We start from the raw sequence: 17,687 nt of genomic DNA, 5'->3' as shown, positions 1-17,687 counted from the left end.
ACGTGGGATCGCTAAGGTCACTCGGGTGAGCGTTCTGGAACGTCGAATCAGCACGGGGCTGGCCGTCGGGATCGGCCTTGCCTCGATGGTCGGCGCCGGCGTCTTCTACGTCTGGGCGCCCGCCGCCGCTGCAGCCGGGGGAGCACTGCTCGTCGGCCTCGTGATCGCGGGCATCGTCGCCTCGCTGAATGCGCTGAGCACGGCGCAGTTGGCCATGGCGCACCCCGTGTCCGGCGGCGCCTACGCCTTCGGCCGCGCCACCATCGGGCCGTGGACGGGGTTCACCGCCGGCTGGCTCTTCGTCTGGGGCAAGACGGCGTCGGCCGGGGCCATCGCGCTCATCGCCGGGAGCTACCTCTGGCCGGCGCAGGCGAGGGCTGTGGCCGTCGGGGTGATCGTCGTGCTCGCGGCCGTCAACGCGACCGGCATCAGGAGCACGGCGCGGGTGAGCGTCGCAATCGTGACCATCGTCGGCATCGGGCTGGTGGCGCTGCTCGGGGCGACGCTGATCTCAGGGGCGGCGGACGGCCCCGTCCTCGATCTCGGGCAGACGGATGCCGGGTTCTACGGCGTGCTGCAGTCGGCCGGCCTGCTGTTCTTCTGCTTCGCCGGATACGCCCGCATGGCGACCCTCGGGGAGGAGGTGCGCGATCCGCAGCGCACTCTTCCGCGTGCGATCATCATGGCACTGGCGATAGCGCTCGTGCTCTACTCGGTCGTCGGCGCCCTCTGCCTCAGCGTGCTCGGCGTCGACGGACTGGCATCGTCGACGTCGCCTCTCGCCGATCTGGCCTCAGCGGCCCTCGGCGGCGCCGCGTGGCCGGTCGTCGCGACAGTCGTGGCGGCTATCGCCAGCCTGGGCTCGCTGATCGGCATCCTGGCCGGGCTCAGCCGCACCTCGCTGGCGATGGCGCGCGAGGGCGACCTGCCCGGCGGCCTCAGCCGCATCTCGACGCGTACCTCCGCGCCCGTCGTGGCCGAAGCATCCGTCGCGCTGGTCGCGATCCTGGCCGTCGTGCTGCTGGATCCCCGCCAGCTGGTCGGATTCTCGGCCTGCGCTGTGCTCGGCTACTACGCGATCGCCCACGCGGCGGCGCTGCGGCAGCCGCGCTCGGAGCGCTGGCTGCCGCGCGCCGTGCAGTGGATCGGGCTCGCCGGATGCATCCTGCTGGCTTTCACGCTGCCGTGGCAGGCGATCGTCGGCGCCGTGGCGGTGCTGGCTGTCGGGCTGCTCGCCCGTGCCGTCACCGGTCGCCTCGCTCGGCCATCGGCGAGCGGATAGCGCCGAGCGGATAGCTCAGTGGCCGGAGCCGGCCGACTCGATCTCGGTGCGGTCGCCCGACCACAGGGTGTGGAAGACGCCGTCCTTGTCGACGCGCTTGTAGGTGTGTGCTCCGAAGAAGTCGCGCTGGCCCTGGATGAGAGCAGCCGGCAGCCTGTCGGCGCGCAGGCCGTCGTAGTACGCGAGGCTCGACGAGAACGCCGGCGACGGGATGCCGGCCTGCGCCGCCACCACGACGACGCGACGCCAGGCCTCCTGGGTGCCGGCGAGAGCCTCGGCGAAGTAGGGGGCCGTCAGGAGCGCGACGAGACCGGGGTCGGCTGCGTACGCCTCGGTGATGCGGTTGAGGAAGCGCGCACGGATGATGCAGCCACCGCGCCAGATGGCCGCGATGTCGCCCTTCTTGATGTCCCAGTCGTACTGCTCGGCGCCGGCGACGATCTCGTCGAAGCCCTGCGAGTAGGCGACGATCTTGGAGGCGTACAGGGCGCGGCGCACGTCTTCGACGAAGGCGTCCTTGTCGGCATCCGCCACGGTCCAGGCCTCGGACGGGCCGGGAAGGTCGGATGCCGCAGCCCTCTGCGCCGGCTTCGACGAGAGAGAGCGCGCGAACACGGCCTCGGCGATGCCGGACACCGGGATGCCGAGGTCGAGCGCGGTCTGCACGGTCCAGGCTCCGGTGCCCTTCGCGCCGGCCTGGTCGAGGATGACGTCGACGAGCGGCTGCCCGGTCTCGGCGTCGACCTGGCGCAGCACCTCCGCGGTGATCTCGATGAGGTAGCTCTCGAGCTCGCCGCGGTTCCACTCGGAGAAGATGTCGGCGATCTCGGCCGGAGACTTGCCCGTGCCGCGGCGGATGAGGTCGTAGGCCTCGCCGATCAGCTGCATGTCGGCGTACTCGATGCCGTTGTGCACCATCTTGACGAAGTGCCCTGCTCCATCGTGGCCGACGTGGGTCACGCAGGGCTCGCCCTCGGCGATGGCCGCGATCGACTTCAGGATGGGGCCGAGGGTCACCCACGACTCATCGGAACCGCCCGGCATGATCGAGGGGCCGTTGAGCGCACCCTCCTCGCCTCCGGAGATGCCGGCGCCCACGAAGTTGATGCCGGTCTCGCGCACGGCCTTCTCGCGGCGGATGGTGTCGGTGAAGAGAGCGTTTCCGCCGTCGACGATGATGTCGCCCGGCTCGAAGACCTCGGTCAGCGCGTCGATGACGGCGTCGGTGCCCTTGCCGGCCTGCACCATGATGATGGCGGTGCGGGGAGTCGTGAGGGAGGCGGCGAACTCGGCGTAGGTGGAGGCCGGGACGAACTCGGCCTCGGGGTGCTCGTCGAGGAGGGTCTGGGTCTTCTCGTACGACCTGTTGAAGATCGACACGGTGTTCCCCTCGCGGCTGGCGAGGTTGCGCGCCAGGTTGGAACCCATGACGGCCAAGCCGACGACGCCGATGTTTGCAGTTGCCTCAGGCACGATTTCGCTCTCCTTCGATAGTCGACTTCCAGCGTAGTGTCGGTGCCTCTCTGTGACGCCGTGCTGCAGCACGGCTCGGGCCTGATAGACTCACAGACTGGTTTCCGGTGCCGCTCGCGGCGCTGGCGGCTGAAGACTTCGGCGAGGGATGCTCCGGCATCCGTTATCGACGCGGCGGATGCGGCTTCCCCTGGCTTTTCCTCACGCTGACATGCGTTCGAGTTGAACACACAGACCACTGATCTGGGCCACGAGCCCGCAAGGAGATACATCATGAGTGATGACAACAAGGTTGTCGCCGAGGTTCGCGAGTCCTTCGGCAAGGGCGCTGCCCGCAAGATCCGCGCCGTCGGCAAGATCCCGGCAGTCATCTACGGCCACGGTTCCGACCCGCGCCACGTGACGCTGCCCGCCCACCAGATCGGACTCATCCTCCGCAAGGCCAACGCCCTGCTCGAGCTCGACATCGACGGCAAGACGGAGCTCGTGCTCGTCAAGGACGTGCAGAAGGACCCGGTCCGCCAGATCATTGAGCACCTCGACCTCATCGTCATCCGCAAGGGCGAGAAGGTCCAGATCGAGGTTCCCGTGCACGTGACCGGTGAAAGCTTCTCCGGCACCATCGCCGACCTCGACGCCAAGACCCTCCTGCTCGAGGCCGAGGCGACCCACATCCCCGAGAACGTCGTCGTCGACATCGAGGGCCTGGAAGAGGGCGCTCAGATCTTCGCGAAGGACGTCGAGCTCCCCAAGGGTGCATCGCTCATCAGCGACCCCGAGACGCTCGTCATCAACGTGCACGTGCCCGCTGCCGGTCGCGGCGAGGGCGTGGAAGAGGAAGAGGCTGACGCCGCTGCCGCAGCCGAGGCTGCCGAGTAGTCATTCCCGGTCTCTTCCGTTCACGACGAAACGTTCACGACGTGGACGAGAACACCTGGCTGGTAGCCGGGCTCGGCAATCCCGGGCCCGGCTACTCCGGCAACAGGCACAATGTCGGGCAGATGGTGCTCGACGAGCTCGCGGGCCGCATCTCGGCGTCGTTCAAGACGCACAAGGCGAACGCGCTCGTCGCCGAGGGACGCCTGAGCCCCGGCGGTCCGAAGCTGATCCTCGCGAAGCCCGGAACCTTCATGAACCTCTCGGGCAAGCCGGTCGCGGCACTGCTGAAGTTCTATTCGCTCGACGCGTCCAGGCTCATCGTGATCCACGATGAGCTCGACGTGCCCTTCGACACCGTCAAACTCAAGCAGGGCGGGGGCCACGGCGGCCACAACGGCCTGCGCGACATCATCGCCGCCATCGGCACCCCCGACTTCACGCGCGTCCGCGTCGGCGTCGGGCGGCCGCCCGGGCGACAGGACGCCGCCGATTTCGTGCTGCACGACTTCTCATCGACCGAGAAGAAGGTGCTTCCGAATCTGCTGGCGGATGCCGCCGACGCCGCCGAGCACATCGTCACCGACGGCCTCGCGTCGGCTCAGCTGCGTTTCCACTCGCCGTCCTGAGGCGCGCCGGGTGATGCGCGCGCCTGCGACCCGGTCAGACGCAGTGAGTCCCGGCTCCGAGGGAACCGGGACTCTGCGAGGGCACTGCGTGAACTTCGACGTCTGACGCTCCGCCTTCGTCGTAGGGGACTTCCGGCGTGTTTCGACCCTAGGGAAGGGCACGGCGGCTCTGCGCCTCCCAGATCGGGTGATGCCCGTCCGGGGGCCATGCGCGACCGGTGTGTCGGCGGGCGGCCGTAGACTCGTACGGTGATGCTCCAGGGCTTGTTGACCGCGCTCGAGCGCGCCTCCACCATCGAATCGGCTCTCGCTCAGGCGAACCGGGATGCCGACTTCTCCCTCCCCGAGGGGCTGAACGCTCCGCTCATCGCCGCCCTCCTGGCGCGTCGAGGCGCCCAGCGTGGCGCACAGGCGGCCTTCGTGATCACGGCGACGAGCCGTGAGGCCGAGGCGCTCGAAGCCAGCATCGCCGCCTACGCGCCCGGCGCAACGGTGCTCGACTTCCCGGCCTGGGAGACGCTCCCGCACGAGCGCCTCAGCCCCAGCGCCGAGATCGTCGGCCGCCGCATCCAGGCCCTGCGCACGCTCCGGGAGTGGAGCGAGGCTGATCCCGCCATGCGCCCCCCGCTCATCGTCGTCGCCTCCGTGCGCGCGGCGCTCCAGCCCATCGCCGACAACCTGGCCGACCACCCGGCCGTCGTCCTCGCGCAGGGAGGGCGAGGCTACGACCTCTCGGCCCTCGCCGGCGAGCTCGTCGACCTCGCCTACACGCGCGTCGACATGGTGACCCGCCGAGGGGAGTTCGCCGTGCGCGGCGGCATCCTCGACGTCTTCCCGCCTGTGGCCGACCACGCCTATCGCGTCGACTTCTTCGGCGACGAGATCGATCAGCTCCGGGCGTTCTCCGTGTCCGACCAGCGGTCGCTCCCCGATGCCGTGGCATCCGTCAGCCTGGTTCCCAGTCGCGAGATGCTGCTGAGCGATTCGGTGCGCCAGCGTGCCCGCGAGATGAGGCACGAGTTCCCGAGTCTCGCCCAGATGCTCGAGAAGATCGCCGAGGGCATCCCCGTCGAGGGCATGGAGTCGCTGGCGCCGGCTCTCGTCGACCGCCTGGTGCCCGTGACCCACTACCTGCCCGACGATGCCGTCGTCGCCGTCGTCGGTCCAGAACGTGTGAGCGGTCGGGCTCAGAGCCTGGCCGAGACCAACCGCGAGTTCCTCGCCGCGGCGTGGAGTGCGGCGACCGCCGGAGCCGAGGCGCCGATCGACCTCGACTCCGGGGACTTCCTCTCGCTGTCCGAGCTGCGCGACTCGGTGCGCTTCTCCGCGCCCGGGGAGAAGACGCAGGACCACCCCTGGTGGACCTTCTCCGCGTTCGATGCCGGCGACGCCGATCTGCTCGACTACGTCAGGGTGGCCGCATACGCCGTGCCCAGTTTCGCCGGCAACGTCGAGGGTGCTCTCGAGCATGTCGGCGCCCGCTTGGCCGACGGCTGGTCGATGGCCATCGTGGCAGCCGGGCACGGCCTCGTCGAGCGTGCCCGCGACGTGCTCGCCGACCGCGGCTTCGCCGGCCGTGTCGCTGACGAGTTCCCCGAGAACCCTGAGCCCGGTGTCGCCTATCTGCTGCAGGCTGGCGTCTCCCGCGGCTTCGAGGTCCCGTCGGCGAAGATCGGCGTGCTCAGCGAGGGCGAGTTCTACGGTCGCACCGCCGGCTACGACTCCCGCCAGATCAAGAAGCTGGCCAGCAGGCGCAAGAACGTCGTCGACCCCCTGCAGCTGAAGCCCGGCGACTACGTGGTGCACCAGACCCACGGCATCGGCCGTTTCGTCGACATGACCCAGCGCACCGTGGCATCCGGTGCCCGCCCGACCGGGCCGAGCCGCACGGCCGGCATCGCTCAGCAGCCGACGATCGTGCGCGAGTACCTGGTGCTGGAGTACGCGTCGTCCAAGCGCGGGCAGCCGGCCGACAAGCTGTTCGTGCCCACCGACCAGCTCGACCTGCTCACCCGCTACGTCGGAGGCGAGGCACCGGCACTGTCGAAGATGGGCGGCAGCGACTGGTCGAACGCCAAGAGCAAAGCCCGCAGAGCCGTTCGCGACATCGCCGTCGAACTGGTCAAGCTCTACTCCGCACGCATGGCGTCGCGCGGACACGCCTTCGGTCCTGACACCCCCTGGCAGCGCGAGCTCGAGGAGGCCTTCCCCTACGCGGAGACGCCCGACCAGCTGCAGACCATCGACGAGGTGAAGGCCGACATGGAGCGGCCCATCCCGATGGACCGGCTGCTCTCCGGAGACGTCGGCTTCGGCAAGACCGAGGTCGCCGTGCGTGCAGCATTCAAGGCCGTCCAGGACGGCAAGCAGGTCGCCATGCTGGTTCCCACCACCCTGCTCGTCAAGCAGCACGTCGAGACCTTCCAGGAGCGCTTCGCCGGGTTCCCGGTGCACCTGAAGGCCCTCAGCCGGTTCCAGACCGACAAGGAGGCGCGCGAGACCCTCGCCGGGCTGACGGATGGCACCGTCGACGTGGTGATCGGAACGCACCGTCTGCTGGCCGACGGCGTCATCTTCAAGGACCTCGGTCTCGTGATCATCGACGAGGAGCAGCGCTTCGGCGTCGAGCACAAGGACAAGCTCAAGAAGCTGCGCACGAACGTCGACTTCCTCGCCATGAGCGCGACGCCGATCCCGCGCACGCTGGAGATGGCCGTCACGGGCATCAGGGAGATGTCGACGCTGGCCACGGCGCCCGAGGACCGGCATCCGATCCTCACCTTCGTCGGCCCGTACTCCGAGAAGCAGGTGACGGCGGCCATCCGCCGTGAGATGTTGCGCGAGGGGCAGGTGTTCTTCGTGCACAACAGGGTGTCGAGCATCAACCGCGTTGCGGCCCAGCTCGCCGAGCTCGTGCCCGAGGCTCGCATCGCCGTGGCGCACGGCAAGCTCCCCGAGAGCGTGCTCGAGCAGATCGTCGTCGACTTCTGGGAGCGCAAGTTCGACGTGCTCGTCTCGACGACCATCATCGAGACCGGCCTGGACATCGCCAACGCCAACACGATCATCATCGACAGGGCGGACAAGTACGGCCTCAGCCAGCTGCACCAGCTGCGCGGTCGCGTCGGACGTGGTCGCGAGCGTGCCTACGCCTACTTCCTCTACGACGAGAACACGCCACTCAGCGAGACCGCCCACGACAGGCTCTCGACCATCGCGGCCAACAACGAACTCGGGTCGGGCATGCAGGTGGCGCTGAAGGACCTCGAGATCCGTGGGGCGGGCAACCTGCTCGGCGGTGAGCAGGCCGGGCACATCGCCGGGGTGGGCTTCGATCTCTACCTGCGCATGATCGGCGAGGCCGTCTCCACCTTCCGCGGCGACGTGGCAGAAGGGCAGACCGAGCTTCGGCTCGAGCTGCCGGTCGACGCTCACATCCCCGAGGACTACGTCGACAGCGAGCGCCTGCGTCTCGAGGCCTACCAGAAGCTCTCGACAGCCAGTTCGCCGGCGGCCAAGGACGGCCAGATCGACAGCGTGCTCGAGGAGCTCACCGACCGCTACGGCGAGCCGCCGCAGGCAGTGCTCACGTTGATCGCCGTGTCCCGGCTCCGCCGACAGGCTCAGCGCGCGGGTCTCGGCGAGGTCGTGGCCATGGGATCGAACCTGCGCGTCGGCCCGGGAACCCTGCCGGACTCGATCCAGGTGCGGCTGCAGCGCATGTACCCGGGCTCGCGCTACTTCACGCAGACCGGCGTGCTGTCGGTTCCGCTTCCCGACAAGCACGGGCAGCCGCTGGAGGACGCCGAGCTCATCGCCTGGGTCACGCAGTTGCTGACGGCGATCTTCCCGGCTCCGGTTGCCGAGCCTGCAGAGCCAGGAGCCGCTGACGCCGATACTGTCGAGCGCGCACGCTGACGGCGACGGCGGAGAACGCGATCGCCACGGCCGAGCCGAGCAGCACGGCGAGAACGCCCTCGTCGGCGACCTCCCGATTGCCGCGGAAGGCCAGTTCGTTCATCAGCAGCGAGACGGTGAAGCCGATACCGCCGAGGGCGGCGACGGGTATGAGGTCGGGGAGCCTGAGCGCACCGGAACGACGCCGGAAGATCCAGCCTCCGATGAGGCCGCCCAGGGTGATTCCGATGAGCTTGCCGACGGGCAGCGCCACGAGGATGCCCCAGAACGCGGGACTCAGGTCGCTCGGGGCGACCGACGGGATCACCACGAGTGCAGCCGAGAACGCGAAGATCGGCAGGATGACGCCGTTCGACCAGGGTTCGATCGCGTGCACGGCTCGGCCTCCCGGGCGCCGGCTGATCACGAACCCGAGGGCAACGCCCGCGATGGTGGCGTGGACACCGGACTGGTAGGTGAAGAACCACGCGGCGATGGCGAGCACGATCATCGTCGCGATGATGGGCCACTGCGCACGTCGGGCGAGCAGCCACGGGGAGCGGGGTCGGAGCAGTCGGCTCAACGCACCGAAAGCCGTGATGGCGATGGCGGCGAAGCCGATGGAGGCGAACTGCACGCCCGTCGTGAAGAAGAAGGCGATGATGAGGATGGCCACCAGGTCGTCCAGCACAGCGAGCGCCATCAGGAACACCCTCACCCGTGTCGGCAGTGCCGATCCGAAGATGGCGAGCACTCCGAGCGCGAAGGCGATGTCCGTCGCCGTGGGGATCGGCCAGCCGTCGACGACATCCGTCCCTGCAGTGAACGCCAGGTAGACGAGGGCCGGAACGACGACCCCGCCGATGGCGGCGATGGCGGGGAGCGCGGCTTTGGACAGGGAGTTCAGCTCGCCGATCACCAGTTCGCGACGCAGTTCGACCGCGACGATGAAGAAGAAGACCGCGAGGAGGCCGTCGCTGACCACGTGGCTCACGGAGATGTCGAAGGCGATGGCCTCGATCTCGACGTGAGAGCCCATGAAGTCCAGCAGTGCCGGGCCGACCGCCAGGTTCGCGACGACGAGTCCCAGGACGGCCGCGAGCAGCAGAAGGCCGGCGGCCACCCGTTCCGACCTGAAGGGCGATGTGCGGTGGTCGTCGCTGTGCTGGATGGTCATCGACTGGACTCCTCGAGGGTCGCGTGCTGGATTCAGAGCGGCTCAGCCGCCCGCCGACCAGACTTCCCGGCGCACCGCCGTCAGTCTAGCGAGGAGCTCCTGCCGAGGGCGATGCATCCGTTTAGCATGAAGGCATGACCAGCGAACTCGACGGCCTCATCGCCACAGTCGCCCTGCTGCGCGCCCCAGGCGGATGCCCGTGGGACGCAGACCAGACCCACGAGTCGCTGGTGCGCTACCTGGTCGAGGAGTCCCACGAGCTCATCGACGCGATCGAGGCCGGCGACCGAGCCGAGATGATCGAGGAGCTCGGCGACGTGCTCTACCAGGTGCTGTTCCACGCCGACATCGCCGCGAACACGGCGGGGGAGGACTTCGACATCCAGGATGTCGCCGCCCACATGAACGCCAAGATGATCGGTCGGCATCCGCACGTCTTCGGCGACCGCGAGGCGTCGACGGCCGACGATGTCGTCGCGTTCTGGGACGAGCTCAAGGCCGAGGAGAAGCCTCACCGCACGAGCGTGCTCGACGGGGTCCCGCAGGGCATGCCCGCACTCGCGCTGGCCGACAAGACGCTCGGCAAGGCGGCGAAGGTCGGTGTCGACCGCACCGATGCCTCCATCGCCGCGACCGCCGGGATCGACGACGAGGCTGCGCTCGGCGCCCACCTGCTCGCACTCGTCGCCAACGCCCGCGCGAAGGACCTCGACCCCGAGCGGGCGTTGCGGGCCGCCATCCGTTCCCTCGGAGACGACGTGCGTGCGGCGGAGGCCGCCGCCACGGACGCGGAGGCCGCCCCGGCCGCTGATGCCGCCGAGGCCCGCTAGGCCTTCGAGCCGGGCCGACGACCGCGCTCAGGGCAGCCTGTCCTGCCTAGCGGGCGCCGGATGCCGCCGCTAACGTCGGAGCCATGACAGAGCAGAGCTTCAACGACCTCCTGACGGCCCAGATCGGGAACGAGTTCTCGGCGTCGCAGCAGTACATCGCCATCGCGGTCTGGTTCGACGGGCACGACCTCCCGCAACTGGCCCGCCACTTCTACCGTCAATCGCTCGAGGAGCGCAACCACGCCATGATGCTGGTGCAGTACCGCCTCGACCGCGACCTCGGCGTCACCATCCCCGGCGTCGACGCACCGCAGACCGCCTTCGCCTCGGTGGTCGAGCCGATCGCCCTGGCCCTCGCACAGGAGAAGCAGGTCACCTCCCAGATCGAGGCGATGTTCCGTGCGGCGCGGGCCGATGGAGACGCCATCGGCGAGCAGGCGATGCTCTGGTTCCTCAAGGAACAGGTCGAGGAGGTCGCGTCGATGTCGACGCTGCTGACCGTCGCCCAGCGCGCGGGGGACAACCTCTTCGATCTCGAGAACTTCGTCGCCCGCGAGGCCATCGGCGACGGCGGCCTCGAGCCCGATGCGCCCGCAGCGGCCGGCGGGGCCCTCTAGGACCGCCGCACGGGAAAGCGAGGATCTCCGCCTCGAAACCCGCCCCTCGACCGCCGGGTCGGGGCGATTCGTCGCGAACCTCCTCGCTTTTCAGGGAGCGCCCGGGAACTGGGAGGATGGACCCATGGCCCAGACTGTGACCCCTCCCCGCGGCATGCGCGACTTCCTCCCGGCCGACAAGGCCCGCCGCGAGCACGCCCTCGGAGTCATCCGGAGCGCCTACGCGCGGCACGGCTTCGATGAGATCGAGACGCCGGTCATGGAGGACGCCGCCTACCTGCACTCGGGCCTCGGTGGCGACAACGAGAAGCTCGCGTTCGCGGTGATGCGCCGCGGGATCACCAGCGAGATGCTCGCCGCTGCGGCTGAGGCCGACGACGCGCTCGGCCTCGCCGACCTCGGACTGCGCTTCGACCTCACCGTGCCGCTGGCCCGTTTCTACGCCAGCCACCGGGCAGAGCTGCCGGCCGTGTTCCGCGCCATCCAGATCGCCCCGGTCTGGCGGGCCGAGCGCCCGCAGAAGGGCCGCTTCCGCCAGTTCCTGCAGTGCGACATCGACATCATCGGGGAGTCCGGTGCGCTCGCCGAGATCGAGCTGATCACGGCAACGGCCGCGGCGATCGAGGCCCTCGGACTGAACGGATGCCGCATCCGCATCAACGACCGCCGCATCCTGACCCGTCTGCTCGACACCTGGAAGGTACCGGCAGAACAGCACGAGCGGGCCCTCATCACCATCGACAAGCTCGACAAGATCGGTGTCACAGGCGTCGTCGATGAACTCGGGTCCCTCGGCATCACCACCGACGGCATCGCCGACACTCTCGCCTCGATCGAGAACGCCGGCTGGCACCTGCACGACGGAACGCTGCCGCCGCCTGCCTGGCTCGACCTCGAGGTCTACGCCGAGCTCCGTGCCATCCGCGACGCCGTGTCGGGCATCGAGCTCGACTTCGACCCGACGCTGGTGCGGGGCATGGGGTACTACACCGGCACCATCTTCGAGATCTCGCACCCCGAGCTCACCTATTCCCTCGGCGGGGGAGGACGATACGACGGCATGATCGGCCGCTTCCTCGGAACCGACGTTCCCGCCTGCGGATTCTCCATCGGCTTCGAGCGCATCGTCGACCTCCTCGACGCCGACGATTCTGCTCGCGCCGACGCTGTGCTCCTCGTGCACGACAAGGATGCAGAACCGGCGTCGCTGGTGTCGCTCAAGGGCTCGTTGGTGGAGTCCGGCGCCCGAGTGCGCCTGGCCAAGCGCAGCAAGAACGTCCGAGCGCTGCTCGAGCGCGCCGAGGCCGACGGGTTCACCCGGTACGCCTTCGTCGCCTCGGGCGAGACGGATGCCGCGGCACTGGAGTTCAAGGCCATCGGCTGACCGGCTCTCCGGCACTGCCAGCGGGAGGCTCGCGGCCGGCAGCGGCGGCGGAGGTGGGCGACTCGCGGGCCTCGTCGGCCGCGCCCTAGACTGACCAGCGAGGAACAACGACGTTCTCGTTCAAAACACACCCGGTTCCAAAGGAGATAGTTGTGGCTCTCATCGAGGCTGTAGGCGCTCGCGAAATTCTTGATTCCCGTGGCAACCCGACCGTTGAGGTCGAGGTTCTGCTGGACGACGGCACGGTGGCTCGCGCCGGCGTCCCGTCCGGTGCATCCACGGGCGCCTTCGAGGCGTACGAGTTGCGCGACGGCGACAAGGCCCGCTACGGCGGCAAGGGCGTGCTGAAGGCCGTCGACGCCGTCATCGGTGAGATCTCCGACGAGATCGAGGACATGGAGTCCACTGAGCAGCGCCTCATCGACGCAGCCCTCATCGCCCTCGACGGCACCGAGAACAAGAGCCGTCTGGGAGCCAACGCCCTCCTCGGAGCGAGCCTCGCCGTGGCCAAGGCCTCCGCAGACTCGCTCGACCTCCCGCTGTTCCGCTACCTCGGCGGACCGAACGCGCACACGCTGCCCGTTCCGCTCATGAACATCATCAACGGCGGCTCGCACGCCGACAACGACGTGGACATCCAGGAGTTCATGATCGTTCCGCTCGGCGCCGAGTCCTTCAGCGAAGGTCTCCGCTGGGGCGTCGAGACCTACCACGCCCTCAAGGGCCTGCTGAAGTCGAAGGGCCTCGCCACCGGCCTCGGCGACGAGGGCGGCTTCGCTCCCAACCTGCCGAGCAACCGTGCCGCCCTCGACCTGATCGTCGAGGCCATCGGCATCGCCGGCTATGTTCCCGGCAAGGACATCGCCCTCGCCCTCGACTGCGCCGCGACGGAGTTCTACAAGGACGGCGCCTACCACTTCGAGGGCAAGCAGCTCTCGGCCACCGAGATCGTCGCCTACTACGCAGAGCTCGTCGACGCGTACCCGCTCGTCTCGATCGAGGACCCGCTGGAGGAGGAGGACTGGGACGGCTACACCCACCTCACCGAGCAGCTCGGCCACAAGGTGCAGATCGTCGGAGACGACCTGTTCGTCACGAACCCCGAGCGTCTCGCCAAGGGCCTGACGGTCAAGGCCGGCAACTCGATCCTCGTCAAGGTGAACCAGATCGGCACTCTCACCGAGACGCTCGACGCCGTCGCGCTCGCGCAGCGCGCGGGCTACACGGCCATCCTGTCGCACCGCTCGGGCGAGACCGAGGACACCACCATCGCCGACCTCGCCGTCGCGACGGACTGCGGCCAGATCAAGACCGGAGCGCCTGCCAGAAGCGAGCGTGTCGCTAAGTACAATCAGCTTCTGAGGATCGAAGAGGAGCTGGGCGACGCCGCCGTCTACGCAGGACGCAGCGCGTTCCCCCGCTTCACGGTCTGAGTCGACGAACGGAGGAGGGGCAGATGCCGACCTCTCCTGACGCGACTCTGAACCAGCAGTCGACACGCATCCCGGTCGCCCTCCGCCGTGAATCGGCGGCGGGCGGCTGGATGCGCGGCCTGCGCTTCTCCGGCTTCTCGCTCATCATGATGGGGCTCGCCGTGCTCGCCGTCGTTGTGCTCGCGCCCGCAGCGCAGTCGTGGGTGGCTCAGCGACAGCAGATCGCGGCGCTGCAGCAGGCCGTGGCCGCCGAGAAGAGCGAGGTCGACTCGCTCACCGCGGAGCGGGAGCGCTGGAACGACAAGACCTTCATCACCACCCAGGCACGGGAGCGTCTCGCCTACGTCATGCCCGGGGAGGTCAGCTTCCTCGTGATCAACGACCTGCCGGCGGCCGCCGCTGCGGCAGAGCCGGCTCCGGTGTCCACCGAGGTGCAGGCCACGAAGTCCGACTGGATGCACTCCCTCTTCGCTTCTGCGATGGCCGCCGGGCTGGCGCCCGTCGCTCCGGAAGGATCCTCGAAATGACCACGCCGCCGTTCGACGCGCCGTCGAAGCGCGACATCGCGATCCTCTCGGCCCAACTGGGTCGTCCCGTCCGCAGCGTCATCGGCGTCGCCGCGCGCTGCGTGTGCGGTGCCCCGACCGTGGTGGCGACGTCGCCACGGCTCGAGGACGGCACCCCGTTCCCCACGCTCTATTACCTGTCGCATCCTGCGGCCACCGCCGCCATGTCCTACCTCGAGGCAGCGCATGTCATGGTCGAGTTCCAGGACCTCCTGGCCGAGGACCCCGAGGTGAAGGCCGCCTACGAGAAGGCCCACGCCTCCTACCTGTCCGACCGGGAATCGATCCTCGTCGTCGACGAGATCACGAACTTCTCGGCCGGAGGCATGCCCGAGCGCGTCAAGTGCCTGCACGCCCTGGCCGGCCACGCCCTGGCCGCCGGCCCAGGAGTGAACCCGATCGGCGACCTCGCCCTCGCGCGGTCCGTGTGGAGCCCCTCCGTCTGCGCCTGCGTCGACTACCCCGGGATCGACGAGGTCGGCGACGAGTGAGACGACGACTGAGGCGCACGGCGGCGGGGGCGCTGATCGTCGCGGTGGCCCTGCTCGGCGCGAGCCCCATCGCGCTCGACGTGATCGATGCGCCCCCGGCGCACGCCGACCCCGTGCGCGACCTCGAGTACTGGCTGAACGACTACGGCTTCACTCAGGCGTGGACGACGAGTAAGGGCGCCGGGGTGAAGGTCGCCGTCATCGACACCGGCATCGACGGCTCCGTCGCCGAACTGAAGGGTGTCGTCGTCGGGGGAGCGGATGTCTCCGGAATCGGATCGGCCAACGGGCAGAAGCCCGTCGGCGACGACGACTCGCACGGAACCCAGGTCGCCTCGCTCCTCGCCGGGCGGGGCACTGGAGAGGGCAACGGGGTTCTCGGCGTCGCGCCCGAGGCGCAACTGCTGAGCATCTCCGTCGCCTTCGGCAGCGACACCAAGTCGAAGATCTCGACCGACGACCAGATCGCGGAGGCCGTGCGGTGGGCCGTCGACAACGGCGCCGGCGTCATCAACATGTCGCTGACCCGCAACACCGTCGACTGGCCGCAGAGCTGGGACGACGCGTTCCTCTACGCGTTCCAGAACGACGTGATCGTGGTGGCGGCCGCCGGCAACCGAGCCGGAGGAACGTCGCAGGTCGGCGCACCGGCGACCATCCCCGGCGTGGTCGTGGTGGCCGGAGTGGACCGCAACAAGGAGGCCAGCTTCGACGCCTCGTCGCAGGGCATCACCATCTCGGTCGCAGCCCCCAGCGAGGAGCTCGTCGGCGTCGTCCCCGGCGGCGGCTACGTGGCCTGGAACGGCACGAGCGGGGCGACTCCGCTCGTCTCGGGACTGCTCGCCCTGGTGCGCAGCGCCTACCCCGACCTGAGCGCGGCGGATGCCATCAACCGCGTGATCGCCACGGCCGACCCCAACGGCCATGACGTGCCGAGCCCCATCTACGGCAACGGTCTCATCAACGCGTCTGCAGCCCTCACCGCGAGCGTCGATCCGGCCACGACGACGCCGGAGGACCAGCTCACCGACTGGATCCGCATCCACCGGCGCGCGCAGCCGCCGGCCGAGGAGACCACGGCGCCCACCCTCACGCCGACGACCCCGGTGCCGGACCCCGCTCCGGAGGTCAAGGCGGATGAGCAGTCGTTCATGACGACGGGCTGGACGCTGCGCTACCTGACCGTGCCGTTCGCCGTGCTCGCAGGATTTGGTAGTCTTGCTGTGCTGCTGGGCATCGGCGCCACACGGCATATCAAGCGGTCGTTGCGAAAACAGTGACGATCCGCACCAACGTGATCATGTAGGAGACCGTTCCACTGTGCCCAGAATTCTGATCGTCGGCGGAGGCTACGCCGGGTTCTACACCGCCTGGAAACTCGAGAAGCAGCTGCGCAAGGGCGAAGCCGAGGTCACGATCGTCGACCCGCTGCCCTACATGACGTACCAGCCGTTCCTCCCCGAGGTTGCCGCCGGTTCCATCGAGCCCCGTCACGCCGTGGTGTCCCACCGTCGTCACCTCAAGAAGACGACGATCCTCGCGGCCAAGGTCACCAACATCAACCACGCCGACAAGCAGGTCACGATCGAGCCCATCGCGGGCGAGCCGTACCAGCTCGACTACGACATCGTCGTCGTCACGGCCGGTGCCGTCTCGCGCACCTTCCCGATCCCGGGCATCGCCGACAACGCGATCGGCCTGAAGACCATCGAGGAGGCCGCCGCGATCCACCAGCGCGTGCTGACCAACTTCGACAAGGCGTCCATGCTCCCCGCCGGACCCGAGCGCGACCGTCTGCTCACCTTCACCGTGGTCGGCGGCGGTTTCGCCGGCATCGAGATCTTCGCCGAGCTGCGGTCTCTTGCGAGCGCACTCATCCCGAAGTACCCGACGATCTCCTTCGAGGACACGCACTTCCACCTCATCGAGGCCATGGGACGCATCATGCCCGAGGTATCCCTCGAGACCAGCCACTGGGTCATCAAGAACCTCGACCAGCGCGGTGCGCAGATCCACCTCGACACGCAGCTCGCCAGCGCGGTCGACGGCAAGATCGAGCTCTCGACCGGTGAGTCCTTCGAGTCCGACCTCATCGTCTGGACCGCCGGCGTCATGGCCAACCCGACCATCGTGCGCAACACCGACCTCCCGATCGAGGAGCGCGGGCGCCTCAAGGTGCGCGCCGACCTCCGCGTCGGAACCGAGGACGAGTGGATCGAGGGTGCATGGGGCGCCGGCGACGTCTCGGCCGTCCCCGACCTCTCCGGCGGCGGAGTCGGCGGCTACTGCGTTCCGAACGCCCAGCACGCGGTTCGCCAGGGCAAGCTGCTCGCGAAGAACCTCGTCGCCGTGCTCCGTGGCGAGGGCCCCAAGGAGTACAAGCACAAGAACCTCGGCGCCGTGGCCGGCCTCGGCCTCGGCATCGGCGTGTTCCAGTCGGGCAAGCTCGCGATCAAGGGCTTCCCGGCGTGGGTGGCCCATCGCGGCTACCACGGCCTGGCCATGCCCAGCTGGGAGCGCAAGCTCCGAGTCGTCGGCGGCTGGGTCGCCAACTTCTTCCTCGGCCGCGACATCGTCGCCATCGAGGCCGTGCAGCACCCGCGCGCCGTGTTCGAGGAGTTCGCCGCACGCCCGAAGCCCCCGGCAGCCGCACCCGTCGCTCCGGCAGCTCCCGCGGCTCCGGCCGTCGAGGCGGCACCGAAGAAGGCTCCGGCCAAGCGCAAGCCCGCCGCAGCGAAGGCCGCGCCGGCAGCCGAGGCATCCGTCGAGCCCGCAGCAGCGGAGCGAGCCAGCGCCAAGTCCTAGCAGTCACGTCACGAATCGCCCCGCCCCGTTCCTTCGCTCCGAAGGACCGGGCGGGGCGTTTCTTGTAGGTTGGCCTCGGTACACCTCCGGCTCCCGTAGCCCAATCGGCAGAGGCAGGCGACTTAAAATCGCTTCAGTCAGGGTTCGAGTCCCTGCGGGAGCACAGGGCGAGCTGTTCTGAGATCGGCCGCTCCGGCCACATTCCCCGAGAACGCACTCGTTGCGGG

14 protein-coding genes and 1 tRNA gene are annotated in these 17,687 nt (G+C 68.9%); 13 read left to right on the top strand and 2 right to left on the bottom strand.

Annotated features, from left to right (window positions below):
* The first annotated feature begins 25 nt into the window (after positions 1 to 25).
* Positions 26 to 1,282: an APC family permease gene (locus ASC59_RS06925; RefSeq protein ID WP_235492601.1), complete on the top strand. Its 1,257-nt coding sequence runs from the start codon at positions 26 to 28 to the stop codon at positions 1,280 to 1,282.
* 15 nt (positions 1,283 to 1,297) lie between these two features.
* Here ASC59_RS06925 and gndA read toward each other — a convergent pair whose 3' ends face one another.
* Positions 1,298 to 2,755 (bottom strand): NADP-dependent phosphogluconate dehydrogenase, encoded by a 1,458-nt coding sequence (gene gndA, locus ASC59_RS06920; RefSeq protein WP_082513451.1) that lies wholly within the window; start codon positions 2,753 to 2,755, stop codon positions 1,298 to 1,300.
* Between the two features lie 273 nt (positions 2,756 to 3,028).
* Here gndA and ASC59_RS06915 point away from each other — a divergent pair, with 273 nt between their 5' ends.
* The 3 genes from ASC59_RS06915 to mfd all read left to right on the top strand — a co-directional run bounded on the left by ASC59_RS06915 (position 3,029) and on the right by mfd (position 8,178).
* Entirely contained in the window at positions 3,029 to 3,634 is a 606-nt protein-coding gene (locus ASC59_RS06915) for a 50S ribosomal protein L25/general stress protein Ctc (RefSeq protein ID WP_055819997.1), read from the top strand.
* A gap of 41 nt (positions 3,635 to 3,675) precedes the next feature.
* Positions 3,676 to 4,260, top strand: coding sequence for an aminoacyl-tRNA hydrolase (pth, locus tag ASC59_RS06910; protein WP_055819996.1), 585 nt, complete (start codon positions 3,676 to 3,678; stop codon positions 4,258 to 4,260).
* A 249-nt stretch (positions 4,261 to 4,509) separates the two neighbouring features.
* Entirely contained in the window at positions 4,510 to 8,178 is a 3,669-nt protein-coding gene (gene mfd, locus ASC59_RS06905; protein WP_055819993.1) for a transcription-repair coupling factor, read from the top strand.
* On the opposite strand, the gene ASC59_RS06900 is transcribed toward mfd, so the two are convergent.
* Positions 8,084 to 9,334, bottom strand: a complete 1,251-nt coding sequence (locus tag ASC59_RS06900) for a Na+/H+ antiporter NhaA (protein WP_055819989.1) — start codon at positions 9,332 to 9,334, stop codon at positions 8,084 to 8,086. The genes mfd and ASC59_RS06900 overlap by 95 nt on opposite strands.
* 134 nt (positions 9,335 to 9,468) lie before the next feature.
* Here ASC59_RS06900 and ASC59_RS06895 point away from each other — a divergent pair, with 134 nt between their 5' ends.
* The 9 genes from ASC59_RS06895 to ASC59_RS06855 all read left to right on the top strand — a co-directional run bounded on the left by ASC59_RS06895 (position 9,469) and on the right by ASC59_RS06855 (position 17,623).
* Positions 9,469 to 10,164: a MazG family protein gene (locus ASC59_RS06895; RefSeq protein ID WP_055819986.1), complete on the top strand. Its 696-nt coding sequence runs from the start codon at positions 9,469 to 9,471 to the stop codon at positions 10,162 to 10,164.
* An 83-nt stretch (positions 10,165 to 10,247) separates the two neighbouring features.
* Positions 10,248 to 10,781: a ferritin gene (locus ASC59_RS06890; RefSeq protein ID WP_055819983.1), complete on the top strand. Its 534-nt coding sequence runs from the start codon at positions 10,248 to 10,250 to the stop codon at positions 10,779 to 10,781.
* A gap of 124 nt (positions 10,782 to 10,905) precedes the next feature.
* Positions 10,906 to 12,165 (top strand): histidine--tRNA ligase, encoded by a 1,260-nt coding sequence (gene hisS, locus ASC59_RS06885; RefSeq protein ID WP_055819980.1) that lies wholly within the window; start codon positions 10,906 to 10,908, stop codon positions 12,163 to 12,165.
* A gap of 152 nt (positions 12,166 to 12,317) precedes the next feature.
* Positions 12,318 to 13,598: a phosphopyruvate hydratase gene (eno, locus tag ASC59_RS06880; protein WP_055819978.1), complete on the top strand. Its 1,281-nt coding sequence runs from the start codon at positions 12,318 to 12,320 to the stop codon at positions 13,596 to 13,598.
* A gap of 23 nt (positions 13,599 to 13,621) precedes the next feature.
* On the top strand, positions 13,622 to 14,125 hold the full coding sequence (locus ASC59_RS06875) for a septum formation initiator family protein (protein WP_082513450.1): 504 nt from the start codon (positions 13,622 to 13,624) through the stop codon (positions 14,123 to 14,125).
* Positions 14,122 to 14,655: a DUF501 domain-containing protein gene (locus ASC59_RS06870; protein ID WP_055819976.1), complete on the top strand. Its 534-nt coding sequence runs from the start codon at positions 14,122 to 14,124 to the stop codon at positions 14,653 to 14,655. Before ASC59_RS06875 ends, ASC59_RS06870 begins: the two co-directional genes overlap by 4 nt.
* On the top strand, positions 14,652 to 15,935 hold the full coding sequence (locus tag ASC59_RS06865; protein ID WP_055819973.1) for a S8 family peptidase: 1,284 nt from the start codon (positions 14,652 to 14,654) through the stop codon (positions 15,933 to 15,935). Before ASC59_RS06870 ends, ASC59_RS06865 begins: the two co-directional genes overlap by 4 nt.
* A 40-nt stretch (positions 15,936 to 15,975) precedes the next feature.
* A complete protein-coding gene (locus tag ASC59_RS06860; RefSeq protein ID WP_055819970.1) occupies positions 15,976 to 17,460 on the top strand; it encodes an NAD(P)/FAD-dependent oxidoreductase in 1,485 nt (494 codons plus the stop codon).
* 89 nt (positions 17,461 to 17,549) lie between these two features.
* Positions 17,550 to 17,623, top strand: a tRNA-Leu gene (locus tag ASC59_RS06855).
* The last annotated feature ends 64 nt before the right edge of the window (positions 17,624 to 17,687 follow it).

Origin of the sequence: Leifsonia sp. Root1293 (genome assembly GCF_001425325.1) — a bacterium.
In the GTDB taxonomy this organism is placed as follows: domain Bacteria; phylum Actinomycetota; class Actinomycetes; order Actinomycetales; family Microbacteriaceae; genus Orlajensenia.
This window is presented reverse-complemented; position numbering and strand designations above follow the sequence as displayed.

Excerpts from the sequence above, each read along its gene's own strand:
- ASC59_RS06915 (WP_055819997.1), top strand. The coding sequence starts at position 3,029 with ATGAGTGATGACAACAAGGTTGTCGCCGAGGTTCGCGAGTCCTTCGGC.
- ASC59_RS06900 (WP_055819989.1), bottom strand. The coding sequence starts at position 9,334 with ATGACCATCCAGCACAGCGACGACCACCGCACATCGCCCTTCAGGTCG.
- ASC59_RS06895 (WP_055819986.1), top strand. The coding sequence starts at position 9,469 with ATGACCAGCGAACTCGACGGCCTCATCGCCACAGTCGCCCTGCTGCGC.
- ASC59_RS06890 (WP_055819983.1), top strand. The coding sequence starts at position 10,248 with ATGACAGAGCAGAGCTTCAACGACCTCCTGACGGCCCAGATCGGGAAC.
- hisS (WP_055819980.1), top strand. The coding sequence starts at position 10,906 with ATGGCCCAGACTGTGACCCCTCCCCGCGGCATGCGCGACTTCCTCCCG.
- ASC59_RS06875 (WP_082513450.1), top strand. The coding sequence starts at position 13,622 with ATGCCGACCTCTCCTGACGCGACTCTGAACCAGCAGTCGACACGCATC.
- ASC59_RS06870 (WP_055819976.1), top strand. The coding sequence starts at position 14,122 with ATGACCACGCCGCCGTTCGACGCGCCGTCGAAGCGCGACATCGCGATC.